Raw genomic sequence first — 15225 nt, 5'->3', positions numbered from 1 at the left:
ACGGTCACATCCAGCCCGCCGCGATCGATGATATCTCGTCTATTACGCCACGGCCGTCACACTACGTGGCTCAGCAGCAGGGTGCCGACCAAACCGCATACCGCGATGATGGTTTCCAGCGCCGACCACGACTTCAACGTTTCCGGAATGCTCAGATTGAAATACTCCTTGAACAGCCAGAAACCGGGGTCGTTGACGTGGGAGAAAATCACGCTGCCGGAGCCGACCGCAATCACCATCAATTCCGGGCTGACGCCGGTGGTGGCGATCAGTGGTGCGACAATCCCGCCGGCGGTAATCGCCGCCACGGTGGCGGACCCCAGCGCGATACGCAGCGTGGCGGCAATCAGCCAGGCCAGCAGGAGCGGCGAGAAACCGCTGCCGTGCATCATGCCGGCGATATACTTGTCCACGCCGCTGTCCACCAGCACTTGCTTGAAAGCGCCGCCGCCGCCGAGGATCAACAACATCATGGCGATGATTTTAATCGAGTCGGTGATAGTCCCCATCACCTCGTCCATGCTGCGCCCACGGTTCAAACCGAAGGTGAAGATGGCGATCAACACCGCAATCAGCGTCGCCATTACCGGGTCGCCGAAGAACTCGGCGTACGGCAACAGCGGGTGTTCCTTCGGCAGCACCATTTCCGCCACGGCGCGCAGCGCCATCAGGATAACCGGCACCAGCGCGGTCATCACGCTGACCAAAAAGCTCGGCATTTCCTGCTCGGTGAACTGCTTCGGGTTATACAGCCCTTGCGGAATCGGCTTATCGATCTTCTTCAGGAAACGGGCATAGACCGGGCCAGCCAGAATGACCGTCGGGATCCCCAGCAGCGTACCGTACAGCAGGGTTTTGCCCATGTCGGCGTGGAACAGCGAGGCAATCGCCGTCGGCCCCGGATGCGGCGGCAGGAAACCGTGGGTGACGGACAACGCCGCCGCCATCGGCACACCGGCATACAACAGCGGAATACGCGCCGACGCCACAATGCTGAACACCAGCGGCAACAGCAGCACGAACCCGACCTCATAGAACAGCGCAAACCCCACGGTAAAGCCCGTCAGCACAATCGCCCACTGGATATGCTTACGGCCGAAGCGATGGATCAGCGTGGTGGCGATCCGCTGCGCGCCGCCGCAATCCGCCAGCAATTTCCCCAGCATGGCGCCAAATCCCATGATCAAGGCCAGGCTGCCCAGCGTGCCGCCCACCCCGTTCTTGATGGACGTCATCACCTTCTGCACCGGCATTCCCTGCATGATACCCACGGCCAGGGCAACCAGAATCAGTGCAATAAAGCCGTTCAGTTTAAAGCGGATCATCAGCACCAACAGCAGTGCGACACCCACAGCGACAATCACGAGTGGCATAACGATCTCCGGCAACCCCTGTCTGCGCGAATCGGGCAATAACAGGGGGATTTTCTTATGTTTTGCGAATGCTCCCGGTGTTTCATCGGCGCTTTCGCTACAGTAGGGGCATGTCTCCGGGGACACATCACCCGATGTGACAAACATCACAATGCACGATGTTACCGGTATCATGATACCGGTAACATGTTAAAATCTGAAACCAGTAAGAAGCATTTAATTTACAGTTTGCGATAGAGATCAAATTATGTCAGGACAAAGTATTATTCTGATGGGGGTTTCCGGCAGCGGAAAATCCAGCGTGGGTGCCCAACTGGCACGGGACATTAACGCCAAGTTTATCGATGGCGACGATCTGCATCCCAAAGCCAATATTCAGAAAATGGCCAGCGGCCAGCCGCTTAACGACGATGACCGTGCCCCCTGGCTTGAGCGCCTGAACGATGCCGCCTACAGCCTGCATCATAAAAACGAAGCCGGCATTATCGTCTGTTCGGCTCTGAAAAAGCGCTACCGTGATCGGCTGCGCGACGGCAACGACGGCATGGTATTCCTCTACCTGAAAGGCAGTTTTGACACGATTCTGCAACGCCATCAGGCGCGAGCCGGCCATTTTATGCCGACCGAGCTGCTGCAAAGCCAGTTTGATGCGCTGGAAGAACCGGATGAAGCGGAAACCGATGTGATCACCGTGGATATCAACGGCCCGATGGATCAGGTCGTGGCGCGATGCGTCGCGGCGTTACGTGCGCGGTTGTCACGCTGACGCCACGGTTCTAGACGCTTTCTCCCACTTGCAAGGTAAAGCCGACGTCCACGCTGGTCGTCGGCAGGGACTCGCCATGCAGACGCGCCAGCAACTGTGCCGCACCGATCTCGCCGATGCGCTTACGCGGCGTCAGCACGCTGGTAAGCCGCGGCACGGTAGTCTGCCCGATATCATGGCCGTGGAAACCGGCGATAGCGATGTGCTCGGGAACACGTAACCCTTGCCGCTGGCACTCGAACATCGCACCAATCGCCAGGTCATCATTGGTACAAAACAGACTGTCGACCTGCGGGTATTCCGCCTGTGCCTGACGCAACAATTCGCCGCCCAGCGTATAAGACGACGGACTTTCGCTCATCACGCTGTAGCTGGCAAGCCCAGCCTCCGCCATCGCCTGCTCATAGCCCTGCCGCTTTAATAGCGTGCGCTCATCCTGACGTGCGCCAAGGTAGACGACACGGCGGCGACCACGCGCAATCATGTAACGCGCCATCTGGCGTGCCGCGTCCACGTTATCGAACCCCACCGCCATATCGAGGCAGGGCGATACCGAGTCCATCAACTCCACCACCGGGATCCCGGCCACCGCGATCATCTGTCGGGTACGGGCGGTGTGATTACGCTCGGCGAGGATCAAGCCGTCAATGTTATACGCCAGCAACGACATCAAACGCCGTTCTTCCACTTCCGGCTGATAGCCGTAGTGCGCCAGCATGGTTTGATAGCCCTGCGATTCCGCCACTTTTTCGATGCCGCGCAGCACCTCGGCAAACACCTGGTTGGTGAGCGACGGCAGCAGCACGCCGATCGCCCGGCTGGTCGCATTGGCGAGAATATGCGGCGTTCGGTTGGGGATGTAGCCCAATTCATCCAACACTGCGCCGATTTTACCCCGCAACGCTTCCGATACCTGTTCAGGGTTGCGCAAATAGCGGCTGACCGTCATTTTGGTCACCCCAACCCGGTCGGCGACATCCTGAAGTCCCGGCCTTTTTTTCTTTATCATCCGTTGACATCCCCATGACTCAAAACGCCGATTGTACTAAAGAAATGATTAGCAGAATATGTACCTGAGCACAGGTTACAAAAACAGACACTATTGAATATAATATTCGTTATATTATTTTTTATTTTATTGCCAGCTTATTATTAATAAAAATATACCCGTCAGACTTCAAGTTACCAGACAACACGCAACGAGGCTCATTTATGAGCGAGATAGTTGCAATATGGCGGGTACCATAGCCTATTGGCTGATTAATATACCCAAAATAATTCGATTTGCAGGAAGACGGCGACGCAGCGAATCCCCGTGAGCTTACTCAAGTAAGTGACTGGGGTGAGCGAGGAAAGCCAACGCACCAGCAACTTGAAGTATGACGGGTATAAAAGGACGCTCATGTTTTCTCATGTTATTAGAGTAACCACGATTATCTTAACGGTTCTTATTACGACAAAAAGTTACGCAAACTGTATGCAAGAGGAGAAAGTAAAACAGGGAGTTAATTACCTCTCGCTTATTAATCACGAAAAGAAAGATTTAGCCATACTTTCTTTTTTTGATAATAATACCTCCCATCCGAATCGAGGGATGAGTTTTTATATCAAAAACAGCAATGGCTATAGCATTATTCCTGTTCCTAATAGTGATATGTTCATCTGGTTTGACTATAGCTTGTCGGCATCACGCATTAATATCTTTGATTATCGGCTTTACCATCACCCCAAAGGAAAGAAGCTGATTAGCGTACAAAAGCGAGGAGATGACTTGACCGCCATGCAACCGATCAAGATTACGGTCTACAAACTGGCTGAAAGTCATGATGACCCCGGCGTTCCCCCTTACAGTTGGGTCATCGAAAAAACGTTAACTACCCCAGAGAAATACGGTTCTGCTTATGAAGTACTGGACGATATTCGCTATCTTTGCTCTGTTCTTTAACGTGTTGTTTCCTATTGGTGCCAATGCGAAACAACCGGATCAGCTGCGTTTTCACGCACGCCTGATACAGGAATTTATCGACGGTTGGTATTCACCTTGTCTGGGAGAAAAGAAGTGGCCGGTTAAAACGCCCCGTAACGAGGCATCATGGTTATCCGGGCGGCTCAATGCGTTGGTCTCAGCCGGACTAGTCAAAAAAACCGACCAAGGTAATGAGGCCATATGGTCATTAACCCAGTCAGGACAGCGTAACTTTATGCCCTATGGTGATTTCTGTTATGGCCGCATTGCGCTTCATCAGATCACACACTATGAGTCTATTTCGCCGGAGTTGGTGTTGATTAATTACACCTACCGTATCGAAGGATTACCTGAATGGGCGAAAAATAAGGACGTTCGCTACGCCTTTTCCGAACTGGATAATTGGCTAAGTGGTATTCAACACACCCAATATCAAGTCACGATTCGCACCGCCATTGGCAGCGCGCCTAAAATACAGTCCCCACCCGAACCCTTAAATCTGGATTATTGACAAACGATATGAAACGCAATGTTGTTCTTTATGCCGTATTACTACTCAGCCAGTTCGCTCATGCGGTGCAACCCAACGTGATGCCTGATGAAATCGCCATCAAAGGCGGTGCATTTTATGTCGGTAATATTTTTGGCAACAAGGACTATGCCAGCCACACCAATACCACCCTTAAACCTTTTTATATCATGCGAACAGAAATTACCTATTCGCAATATCAGCACGTGCTCCAATGGGCGGAAAGTCACGGCTACACGTTTGAAAATGGCTGTAACGGCGGTCACTTCGATGATTGCCTGCCTGCAGAGCAGGATAATGGCAGGCACCCCGTCACAACCCTTTCCTGGTGGGACGCGGTAGTCTTCGCTAACGCGTTAAGCGCTTCACAGCAGTTAACGCCGTATTACATGACTGCCGATGGACGACCTATCACATCAGTACCGCAAGATCAGGCTCTCAATGTAGTCAGGAATCCTGCAGCAACCGGATACCGCCTCCCTTCGTTGAATGAGTGGCAAGTCGCTGCACGCGGTGGCGAAGCCGCTTTGCGCCAAGGCTTATATGGCCGAATTTATTCCGGCAGCGATAACCCGGATCACATCGCCAATATGCCCAAGGACAACAGTACGACCTTTAGTACCCAGCCCGTAGCGCGCCAGCAACCCAATGCGCTTGGCTTGTACGATATGACCGGTAATGTCTGGGAGTGGATCGACGATGATTTTCATATGACGGGCCTGAACAACATGCACTACTTCTGTGGCGGCAGTTACCTGATGCGCATTAGCAACCTGTCGGAATGTGATGTCCATACCCCCAATTTTCCTACCTCAGATATCGGTTTCAGGCTAGTCAGGTCGGCCCCTCTCTGACATCACAGCGGGAAGCGCCGTAAGTGCGGCGTCTCCCGCAATGTCATCGCAGCGTATGCTTTTCTGAATCACTTCCGACGTCAGAACGGCACTGCGCCGATTGTACTAAACAAATGGTTAGCAAGATATATATAACAATTGGATATCATGAATATAAAAATAATAAAAAACATTATTTATTGAGATTATCAAATTAGATTTAAAAATAATAGCCGGATAAAAATTTAGCTATAACCTTATTTTCCCTTCTCCCCCAAAAAGCATACTTTATTCCAGCATTTCGGGTATCACAGCATAAATCCTCCGGAGCAAAGACACACTTTAGCAGCCAAATACTCAATTAAATCTCACTTTCAGGACAACTTCGTAATAAAAAACAGAGCGCGAAGTCAGTTTTATAGAAACATTCATCTCTAACGCTTTACTTTTATTTACAAAAAAAGTAACGTAATGAGAATGCTCGCTCTAGCGATATAGAGAAAGGAAAAAGATGGAAAGGAATCGATGCATAGCTGTATGCATTCAGTATATACCCAAAATAATTCGAGTTGCAGGAAGGCGGCAATCGAGCGAATCCCCAGGAGCTTACACAAGTAAGTGACTGGGGTGAGCGAGGGCAGCCAACGCACCTGCAACTTGAAGTATGAAGGGTATAAACATGCACTTGAAGCATCTCTCAGCAAAATGATGCAAGCGCTATTGTGATGCTTCACCGTCTTTCTTCCTGATACTACTCATGTTCAATCCGTTCCGTCTTCAGGAATTTTTTAGTTATCTCAACGCGCTAAAAAGAGCATATGGAAATATTATTACGTGAAAAACCAGGCATTGTTGACGCGACATAATATTGGTAAAAATATTATTTCCACGATAATGCCTGCGTCGTCCGTCATTCACAAAATTGAAGTTTATGTGCACTGCACAATCTTTCGTTTGATTATATTTCTGTCATTTATGAAAAAGGAATTATAGAAATGAAACTCTATCGTACTGGCTTATTTTTTATAACGGCTGGACTAACATTCAGTCTCGGCTCGGCGATGGCAGAGACCACCGTCCCTGTCGAAGTAAAGGATACAAACAAACTACCCAATAAAGGTGTGGTATCCTTATTCAAGGCCCCGGATAAAATACAGCAGAAAGCATCGGATAAGTATCAATTTACTAAAAACGAAAAAGACGGGGTCATTGTTATTACCCCCGATGTCTCTGCGCCAAAGGCCGCGGCAAAAAACAAATCGCTAAAGTCCTTATCAAGCAGTCAGGCTGCGACCAGTGACAGCACATTCACCCCACTGTGTCCAACCCTTGCAGTGAATTCAATTTATACGCTAAGTGGTCTGCAAAATGGAGGAAGCGCCTGCTACCATTTTGAAATAACGCAGCCCTCTAAAACAACAACGTTCGTCACCGGTATGAGTTCGGGAACCAACGTGTCTCTGACGCTGTTTAGTGATGATGGCAAAAACAATCTGACGCCAATTTATTATTCTGACAATCCAGAGAATAGTGATGAGGCCACACTGAACTTAACCAAACCTGGACACTACTATTGGTATATAGAAGCCAATACAGCTGATGGCTCCGAGCTTAACTTTGGCGCGATTGTTAATACGAATATCGATAGTTATGAGCTCAATGATGCGCCATCGCTTGCGACTGTCGTACCTGACGGTTTGTATCAAATCAAGGGTAACTCTGACAGTGATGTCGATGTCGATTACTACACATTTACCGCAATCAGCGGCCAACAGGTTCTGCTTCAACTCGCCGGCGCTGACAATGCAGCCAATAACTATTGGCTGATTGCCTACTCGACTGATGATGGTAATACCTGGGTCACAAGCAATACTGGTCAGCAGAATACGATCACCCCTTCACAACCGAATACAACCATTCTGGTAAGAGTGTCGCCTAATCCAGCAAAATTACCGACGCCAACGCAATACTATCAGTTGTCTTTCGGTTCAAAGATTGCTTCATTTACCAATTCCGTGAAGGGTGAGAGCTCTGTTCTGAATATCCCCTATTCAGCACCGACGCCCTATGGTTCTATGACCACTCAAGCCTATCGTACGGTCACCTGGAATGTTCGCCTTGCCGACTCGACTGGAGCAGGGATTCCGAATGTTAACGCGGTTCTCTATCTCGACCAACGAGTGGATAACGATGTTTTGGAGTTTAATGCAAATACTGCGCACATTATAACTACCGATGCGAGCGGAAACGCGTCAGGGACGATAACATTAGATACCTGTCACGCCGACTGGACTACAGAGTTCAATAATTATGATCGGGGTTATCTCAACACATGGAGCACAACCTTTGATTTCGGCGCATGGCGTCTTGAAGTCCCGGTTCAAGAAGGTATTGGCGTAGGAGGAAACAACGTTAAATACGTGACTTTCGGGCATATTTGTAAGCAAACACTGGTACGTAGCGTCAAGTCCTGATAACTGATGTTGCGCCTGCCGACCGGGAGAAGAGAAGGTCGCTAACAGGCAGCGAAGCACATCATGTAAACCAGTAAGGCAGGCTCATTAGCCTGCCTTTCTTCTGCCCATTAGAACCTAAACGCTATCCAACGACTTGATTTGGGCGCGTCGTACGTCATTTGACCGGCGGTAAATCAAACAGCAGGATTTCGCTGTCTTCACCGGCACGTACGGTGATAGACGCCTCGTCCCAAATCGCCAGCGCATCGCTGGTCGTCGCTTGCTGGCCGTTGACTTCAATGGTGCCGCGCACCACCTGAATCCACAGATGACGGCCCTGCTCGGTCTGGTAGGCCGATTCTTCCTGCGATTTCAGCGCCCAGCGCCACAGCGTCATGTCCTGGAACACTTTCAGCGACCCGTCGCGCGCATCCGGCGACAACACCAACTGGCGGCCCTGCGGTGCGTCGAAGCGGCGCTGCTCGTAGCGCGGCGTCAGACCGGTTTTTTCCGGGATCACCCAGATCTGATATAAATGCAGCAGTTTGTCCTGGCTGGCGTTGTACTCCGAGTGGCGGATCCCAGTACCGGCGCTCATGATCTGGAACTCGCCCGCCGGGATCTGCTCTTTGTTGCCCATGCTGTCCTGATGTTCTACCGTACCTTCCAATACATAGGTGAGAATTTCCATATCCCGGTGCGGATGGGTGCCAAAACCCTGCCCGCCCTCAATACGATCTTCATTGATCACCCGCAGTGCGGAGAAGCCCATAAAATCGGGATCATAGTAATCGGCAAACGAAAATGTGTGCCAGCTATCCAGCCAGCCGTGATTAGCATGGCCGCGGTCTTGTGCTTTGCGTAAATAAATCATGTTGCGCTCCTCGAATGTTTTTTTCAGTCTAGCTGCCCCACCAGAGAAGAAAAAAGCTGAAAAAACTCACCGCTCTATTCAAAAAATTTCTGGGAGAAATTTTTGACGTCGCATCGCGACGGCCCATAGGGTGGCGGCCAGGGATGGCACGCAAACAAGGAAAAAAGGAATCTAGTTTCCTAAAAAATCGAGACAAAAAAAAGCCAGCACCCGAGCTGGCTAAGTAATACTGGAAGCAATGTGAGCAATGTCGTGCCTTCACAGCAAAACCGCGATGAGTCACAAGGATGGATTCATTAGGCTTTCCCGGAACGCATGGCAATAATAATCATTATCATTTGCATCTGTAAAGCGTTTTTTTGTTCAATTCAAAGAAAAATCATACCTGAGAAGGCCGCTCTGCCTGACGTTCAGGCCGTTTCGCCATAGACGTGAGAGATTACTTTTTCAGAATCAAATGGTTAACATTTAACCATTCAGAATGAAAGGGAAATGAAAAAGAGCGCCCTCTCGCAGAAAAAACAGAGAGGGCGGCAATCCACTACAGTCCGTTACGCTGGCAATGCTTTAGCCAGTAAGCTGAGAGGGTGTTCGCAGGTTTTGCTGGTAGACATTTCAATTTGCCATTTGCAGGTTTCACAATCCGTGATCACCAGATCAGCACCGCTCGCCTCTATCTGCCGGAACAAAGGGGCGCCAATCCCTTGCGCGGTATCGTAGTTTTCCTTCTTGAAACCGTAGGTGCCGGCGATACCACAGCATTGGGAATCCAATACCTGCAATTCCAGCCCCGGAATACGCCGCAGCAGTTCCAGGGTATACGCCGTCCACCCCATGCGTTCCAAATGGCAAGGGGTGTGATACACCACCCGCAGCGGCAAGGGTTGCAACGGCAATGTCCGGCCTTGATCCAACAAGCGATAAAGGTGACGAGTCGCCAGTTCAATGCCGTCGCGCACGTGGTGATTGTCCAGCCCCAGCAAATGGGGATATTCATCGCGCAGCGTGAAGGTGCAACTGGATGAGGTGGCGATTACCGGCAAGCCGCGGCTGTTGATGGCATCATCCAGCGAAGCCAGATTGAAACGAGCCTGTTTGCGCGCCTTATCGAGAAACCGGTTGGCGATCAACGCCACGCCGCAACACTTCTCTTTAGTCAGCAACTGTACCCCAACCCCCATGGCGTTAAACACGCGGATCAGGTCACGCCCCAACTGTGGGTGGTTGTAGTTGACGTAACAACCGTGGAAATAGGCCACCTGTTCTTCAAACTGCAACTGGTGCGCCGCCTGTTGGCGATACCAATTGCGGAAGGTGCCGTGGGAATAACGCGGCAGTTGGCGGCGGTGATCGATTTTCAACGCCTTGTCCAACAACTGACGCATCGGTTTCAGCCCGGTGAGGCTGTTGACCAGTGGCGCGAACGGCGTAGCGACCGACCCCATCAGATCCGTGTGGCTGAGGATGGCATCGCGCAGCGTCGGGCGGTGCTGGCTATGGCTGGCTTTGGCGCGCTGGATGATATCGCCGATTTTGACATCCGATGGGCACGCCACCTCGCAGCGCTTGCAGTTGGTGCAATACTTCAGCGCTTCATCAAATAGCGACGGGTCTTTGCGCCGTAGCCGTTCGCCATCCGGCCCCGCCTGTTTCGGCCCCGGATAGAGCGGGTTGACGCGCGCAACCGGGCAAGCGGTGGTGCAGACGGTACACTTGATGCAATTCTCGAAACTGGTGTCAGCCCGGCTCATCATGGGTTCTCCCTTATCATCATCTCGGCGGCGTATAACGCGGTCAGCAGTGAAACCCCACCACCGCATCCCTGTCGTAACGGGTCATATCCCCGCAATACCGAACCGATGGCATACAACCGGGACTGGGTATGACCGCCGATAGCCGGGTGCAACTGCGCATCCGCTACTACCCCGAATTGCAGGTACGGCTGGGCAGCAAACAGGTTGGGTTGGCTCCAGTCCTCATGAACCGGCAGAAAATCGACGTCCAGCCCAAACACCGGTTCCACCACCCGATCGCGTTCGGCCACCAGACCGTTACTGAAAAAGCTGCCGCTCGCCAATACCACATGTTCGGCCCGCAACGGCACCTCGCCGTGACTACGGGTATACAACGCCACGCCCGCTTCATGCGATTGTGCCGACAAGACTTTGTCTCCCGGCATCAGTGTCCCGCCGGTCTGACGAAAACGCCCCAGCAGCGCCTGATGCAACCGCATACCCGGCAATGATGGCGGCAACGTCGCCAGCAGCCCCACCGGTTTACCCAGCGCCGTATTCAGTTGCGCTTGCGCCTCCAGACCGATGCAGGCGGGCAGTATCACGGCATCATTACCGCTTGCCCGCATCAGCAGTTCTTCCGCCAACGCCGCGATTCCCGCCGGGGTATCCAACAGCCGGGCAATCGCCAATGAGCGAAACTCGCTGGCGTTTTGCCGCAGGGCATCCAGCAGCGGTAAGCGCAAATCGTCGGCGCGCGCCGCGATCCCCTGCGCCTGTAATTCTCCGGCGACCAGCCGGGACTGAAAATCCATAAACCCTTCAATACCGGCGACCAACGGCTGCCGCCACGCCGGCGAGCCTGCCAGACCGCGCGTCACGCTGTCCGATGGGCTCAACCAACACGAATGCCACTTGCCCAGTGGAGTAAGGCGTTGATGATTACCGCTGCTCTCCCCCCGCAACCATAGCCCGCAACGCGCCAGCAGGGCTTCAGCGTCCGCCGCCAATTGGCTGACTCGCGCCTTACCGATCAGAGTGTAAGGGTGATGCGGCGCCTGCGCGGCCAGTTCGTCCAGTGCGGTCAACGGCTGCTCGACCGCAGTGCCGTCCGGCAGTGCCGCCAGCAGGTCCAGCGCGCCGGACGCAAAGGTCAACGCGCTTTGTCCACTGCTCACTACGGCGCAACGTTTGCCTTGTTCTTGCAGGCGAATGCCGCAGACTAACCCCGCCAGCCCACCGCCAATAATCACCACGTCATAACGCATCGCCGCCCTCCTGTTCCGGGCGTTCGGTCAGTCCGCACAAGCCCTGATAAATCCAACTGGTAAATTCGCTTTCCCGCAAAGTGTTCCCCCAGGCGATGGGGCGCATACCTTTCCAGCGTTCGTTAAGGAACCGGCTCAGTTGCGATACCGCCTGTTGCGGCGTGGATTGCCCGAGCCGGCACAACAGACCGGCCGCACGGCAGGCACACAGTTCCCCCTGACAGGTCCCCATGCCGACGCGGGTGCGCCGGCGCAGGTCAGTCAGGTTATTAACCTGCAACGACTCCACCGCGTAACGCACTTCACCGGCCGTCACCGCTTCGCATTCACACACCAGACTGCTGTCCACCCGCTGGCCGGATACCAGCGGTACGGCACGCTGCCCGTGGCGGTAAATGGCGGAACCACGCAGCGGCGCCGATAGCGGCGAGGCGGCCTGCGGCGTATCCGGATCCGAGACTTCCGACCCCGGTAACGGTCGCGATGCCGTGGTACATGCAACCCGGTGGCCGAGTTTTTCGCACACTTTGTTCGTTACCCATTCCGCCATCAGCCGGTAAGTCATCAGCTTGCCACCGGTGATGGTGACGAAACCTTCCAGACCGTCGCGGCTGGCGTGGTCCAGCAGCACAATGCCGCGGCTGACGCTGCGCCCGGACGGGTCGTTATCGTTCGCCACCAGCGGCCGCACCCCGGCGTAAGCGCGCAGAATGCGGGTCTGCGCCAGTTGCGGCGCCAGCAGGCTGCCTTCACGGATCAGCGTGTCCACTTCCGCCGGCGTTACCGTCATGTTGTCTATCTGGTCGTAATCGATACGGGTTGAGGTGGTGCCGATCAGCGAAATGGTATCGCCCGGCACCAGAATGTCGGCGTCAGCCGGTGGCCGGCAGCGGTTAATCACCCGGTTATTGATGCGGTGGCCCAAAATCAGCAATGCGCCTTTGGCCGGAAACATGCGGACATTCAGGTCCGCGTACTCGGCGATGCGCTGCCCCCAGATGCCGCCCGCATTCACCACCACTTGCGCATAAATTTCGTTGGCTACCTGGCGTTTGTGGTCGAAAACGCGCACACCGACGACACGATCGCCCTGACGGATCAATCCGATGACTTCGTGGTAAGTCAGTACTTCCGCACCATGCTCGCAGGCATCGATCATATTGGCGGCGGTCAGCCGGAAGGGATCGACCGTGCCGTCCGGCACACGCACGGCGCCGATCAACGCCGGATTAGCCGCCGGTTCCAGCCGCAGCGCCTCTTGTGGTTCGATAGCCTGCGCCCGGATCCCCGCCCGCTGACAGGCGGCGATAAAGCGGGTTTGATAATCGAGGTCATCCTGCGGCAACGTCAGGAACAGGCCATCGGTCGGCTCGATACAATGGCGGGCGATGCGCCGCAGAATCTGGTTTTCCTCTATACATTCGCGGGCGGATTCCGCATCGGTGACCGCATAACGCGCCCCGCTGTGCAGCAGTCCATGATTACGGCCGGTAGCGCCGGTGGCGATGTCGTGCCGTTCCAGCAACAGGCAACGCAACCCGCGCAACGCGCAGTCGCGGGCCGTTCCCGCCCCCGTGGCGCCACCGCCGATAATCACTACATCCGTTTCTCGCCGCAAACCGTTGTTCGCCATTGCCGTTTTACCTCAATCCGGAGCCGTCTGCGTCTAGTGGGACATAAAACGCCGCCGCAATGATTGATAAAGAACAAAAACACTCAAAAAACGAAAATTAAATGGTGGTATGACGCCGAATATGTGATTCAAATCACTCAAAAATGAAAAATGGTTATTTCATTTGTGTTATCTAAAGCTCAAAATAGCGCCCTACGTCATAAAAGTGTAACAATTGCGCGTTTACTCACATCGAGGATTACGCGCATTCGCTACGCTGGCGAGCGTTATAGAAAATAACTATCGGGGATCGTTTATTTATGTTGAGTATTTTCAAGCCTGCGGCTCATCGCCCGCGCGTGGCGGAACATCAGGTAGACCCGCTCTACCGCCGGTTACGCTGGCAGATTTTTCTGGGGATCTTTTTTGGCTACGCCGCCTACTATCTGGTCAGAAAGAACTTCGCGTTAGCGATGCCGTATCTGGTCGAACAGGGCTTCTCCAAAGGCGACCTGGGCTTCGCACTGTCCGGTATTTCCATCGCCTACGGGTTTTCCAAATTCATCATGGGCTCAGTGTCGGACCGCTCTAATCCGCGCGTCTTTCTGCCCGCCGGTCTGATTCTGGCCGCCGCGGTCATGCTGTTTATGGGCTTCGTCCCGTGGGCGACCTCCAGCATCATGGTGATGTTTGTGCTGCTGTTCATCTGCGGTTGGTTCCAGGGCATGGGCTGGCCGCCGTGCGGTCGTACTATGGTGCACTGGTGGTCGCAGAAAGAACGCGGCGGTATCGTCTCTATCTGGAACTGCGCCCATAACGTGGGCGGCGGCATCCCGCCGTTGCTGTTCCTGCTGGGTATGGCCTGGTTCCAGGACTGGAAAGCCGCACTCTATATGCCGGCCTTTGCCGCCATTCTGGTCGCGCTGTTCGCCTTCGCCATGATGCGCGACACGCCGCAATCCTGTGGTTTGCCGTCGATCGAAGAATACAAAAACGATTACCCGGTGGATTACAGCGAAAAAGACGAACAGGAACTGACGGCGAAAGAAATCTTCATGCAGTATGTGTTCCCCAACAAACTGTTGTGGTACATCGCTTTCGCCAACGTGTTCGTCTATCTGCTGCGTTACGGTATTCTCGATTGGTCGCCGACTTACCTCAAAGAAGTGAAGCACTTCGCGCTGGATAAATCGTCGATAGCGTACTTCCTGTACGAATACGCGGGTATTCCGGGCACGCTGCTGTGCGGCTGGATGTCCGACAAAGTGTTCAAAGGCAACCGCGGCGCGACCGGCGTGTTCTTCATGAGCCTGGTGACCATCGCCACCGTGGTGTACTGGCTGAACCCGGCGGGCAACCCCAACGTAGACATGCTCTGTATGATCGTCATCGGCTTCCTGATCTACGGCCCGGTAATGCTGATCGGCCTGCACGCGCTGGAACTGGCGCCGAAGAAAGCCGCCGGCACCGCCGCGGGCTTCACCGGTCTGTTCGGCTATCTGGGCGGCTCAGTGGCAGCCAGCGCCATCGTCGGCTACACCGTAGACTTCTTCGGCTGGAACGGCGGTTTCATGGTGATGATCGGCGGTAGCGTACTGGCGGTGCTGCTGTTGATTCTGACCATGATCAACGAGAAAAAACATAAAGAAGAACTGGCGAAGCGCGCCTGATTCTGTCATCTCGTCATGGTTTACTTACCGTAAACCATGAGCATTATCCCCGCCGGTTCATACCGGACTGGCGGGGAGTTATCAACGACCTGTTCGTTTTCATCATCACCACTCACACAGCTTTTCTTTCTCCCACTGAAAAAGG

At 53.6% G+C, this 15225-nt stretch carries 12 protein-coding genes; 6 read left to right on the top strand and 6 right to left on the bottom strand.

The window, feature by feature from the left end; all coding sequences use genetic code 11:
• Positions 1 to 56: 56 nt before the first annotated feature.
• A complete protein-coding gene (gene gntT, locus DCH402_RS01305) occupies positions 57 to 1373 on the bottom strand; it encodes a gluconate transporter (RefSeq protein WP_039999186.1) in 1317 nt (438 codons plus the stop codon).
• Between the two features lie 247 nt (positions 1374 to 1620).
• On the opposite strand from gntT, the gene DCH402_RS01300 reads away from it, so the two are divergent.
• Complete coding sequence (locus DCH402_RS01300) at positions 1621 to 2139, top strand: gluconokinase (protein ID WP_027710685.1); 519 nt, start codon at positions 1621 to 1623, stop codon at positions 2137 to 2139.
• Between the two features lie 10 nt (positions 2140 to 2149).
• Here the strand turns inward: DCH402_RS01300 and gntR are convergent, their stop codons facing one another.
• A complete protein-coding gene (gene gntR, locus DCH402_RS01295; RefSeq protein ID WP_040003283.1) occupies positions 2150 to 3145 on the bottom strand; it encodes a gluconate operon transcriptional repressor GntR in 996 nt (331 codons plus the stop codon).
• A 471-nt stretch (positions 3146 to 3616) separates the two neighbouring features.
• Between gntR and DCH402_RS01290 the strand changes: the two genes are divergently transcribed.
• The 4 genes from DCH402_RS01290 (at position 3617) to DCH402_RS01275 (ending at position 7941) form a co-directional block, all read left to right on the top strand.
• Positions 3617 to 4084: a carbapenem self-resistance protein CarG family protein gene (locus tag DCH402_RS01290; RefSeq protein WP_226052076.1), complete on the top strand. Its 468-nt coding sequence runs from the start codon at positions 3617 to 3619 to the stop codon at positions 4082 to 4084.
• Positions 4041 to 4616, top strand: coding sequence for a hypothetical protein (locus DCH402_RS01285; RefSeq protein WP_039999184.1), 576 nt, complete (start codon positions 4041 to 4043; stop codon positions 4614 to 4616). The genes DCH402_RS01290 and DCH402_RS01285 overlap by 44 nt, the downstream gene beginning before the upstream one ends.
• 8 nt (positions 4617 to 4624) lie before the next feature.
• Positions 4625 to 5488, top strand: a complete 864-nt coding sequence (locus DCH402_RS01280) for an SUMF1/EgtB/PvdO family nonheme iron enzyme (RefSeq protein ID WP_039999182.1) — start codon at positions 4625 to 4627, stop codon at positions 5486 to 5488.
• Between the two features lie 974 nt (positions 5489 to 6462).
• A complete protein-coding gene (locus DCH402_RS01275; protein WP_039999181.1) occupies positions 6463 to 7941 on the top strand; it encodes a hypothetical protein in 1479 nt (492 codons plus the stop codon).
• Between the two features lie 157 nt (positions 7942 to 8098).
• Here the strand turns inward: DCH402_RS01275 and DCH402_RS01270 are convergent, their stop codons facing one another.
• The 4 genes from DCH402_RS01270 to glpA form a co-directional block, all read right to left on the bottom strand.
• Positions 8099 to 8797, bottom strand: coding sequence for a pirin family protein (locus DCH402_RS01270; RefSeq protein WP_039999178.1), 699 nt, complete (start codon positions 8795 to 8797; stop codon positions 8099 to 8101).
• A gap of 551 nt (positions 8798 to 9348) precedes the next feature.
• Positions 9349 to 10551: an anaerobic glycerol-3-phosphate dehydrogenase subunit GlpC gene (gene glpC / locus DCH402_RS01265; protein ID WP_039999177.1), complete on the bottom strand. Its 1203-nt coding sequence runs from the start codon at positions 10549 to 10551 to the stop codon at positions 9349 to 9351.
• Entirely contained in the window at positions 10548 to 11798 is a 1251-nt protein-coding gene (gene glpB, locus DCH402_RS01260; protein ID WP_039999176.1) for a glycerol-3-phosphate dehydrogenase subunit GlpB, read from the bottom strand. Before glpB ends, glpC begins: the two co-directional genes overlap by 4 nt.
• Positions 11788 to 13431: an anaerobic glycerol-3-phosphate dehydrogenase subunit A gene (gene glpA, locus DCH402_RS01255; RefSeq protein ID WP_039999174.1), complete on the bottom strand. Its 1644-nt coding sequence runs from the start codon at positions 13429 to 13431 to the stop codon at positions 11788 to 11790. The genes glpB and glpA overlap by 11 nt, the downstream gene beginning before the upstream one ends.
• 299 nt (positions 13432 to 13730) lie before the next feature.
• On the opposite strand from glpA, the gene glpT reads away from it, so the two are divergent.
• Positions 13731 to 15080 (top strand): glycerol-3-phosphate transporter, encoded by a 1350-nt coding sequence (gene glpT, locus DCH402_RS01250; protein ID WP_012767982.1) that lies wholly within the window; start codon positions 13731 to 13733, stop codon positions 15078 to 15080.
• Positions 15081 to 15225 lie beyond the last annotated feature (145 nt).

The organism is Dickeya chrysanthemi NCPPB 402 (assembly GCF_000406105.1).
GTDB lineage: Bacteria > Pseudomonadota > Gammaproteobacteria > Enterobacterales > Enterobacteriaceae > Dickeya > Dickeya chrysanthemi.
Note: the sequence above shows the minus strand (reverse complement) of the source record. Positions and strands in the feature narration are given on the sequence as shown.

Bases quoted from the DNA above. Each gene is read 5' to 3' on its own strand.
- gntT (WP_039999186.1), bottom strand. From the start codon at position 1,373: ATGCCACTCGTGATTGTCGCTGTGGGTGTCGCACTGCTGTTGGTGCTG.
- DCH402_RS01300 (WP_027710685.1), top strand. From the start codon at position 1,621: ATGTCAGGACAAAGTATTATTCTGATGGGGGTTTCCGGCAGCGGAAAA.
- DCH402_RS01290 (WP_226052076.1), top strand. From the start codon at position 3,617: ATGCAAGAGGAGAAAGTAAAACAGGGAGTTAATTACCTCTCGCTTATT.
- DCH402_RS01285 (WP_039999184.1), top strand. From the start codon at position 4,041: ATGAAGTACTGGACGATATTCGCTATCTTTGCTCTGTTCTTTAACGTG.
- DCH402_RS01280 (WP_039999182.1), top strand. From the start codon at position 4,625: ATGAAACGCAATGTTGTTCTTTATGCCGTATTACTACTCAGCCAGTTC.
- DCH402_RS01275 (WP_039999181.1), top strand. From the start codon at position 6,463: ATGAAACTCTATCGTACTGGCTTATTTTTTATAACGGCTGGACTAACA.
- DCH402_RS01270 (WP_039999178.1), bottom strand. From the start codon at position 8,797: ATGATTTATTTACGCAAAGCACAAGACCGCGGCCATGCTAATCACGGC.
- glpC (WP_039999177.1), bottom strand. From the start codon at position 10,551: ATGATGAGCCGGGCTGACACCAGTTTCGAGAATTGCATCAAGTGTACC.
- glpB (WP_039999176.1), bottom strand. From the start codon at position 11,798: ATGCGTTATGACGTGGTGATTATTGGCGGTGGGCTGGCGGGGTTAGTC.
- glpA (WP_039999174.1), bottom strand. From the start codon at position 13,431: ATGGCGAACAACGGTTTGCGGCGAGAAACGGATGTAGTGATTATCGGC.
- glpT (WP_012767982.1), top strand. From the start codon at position 13,731: ATGTTGAGTATTTTCAAGCCTGCGGCTCATCGCCCGCGCGTGGCGGAA.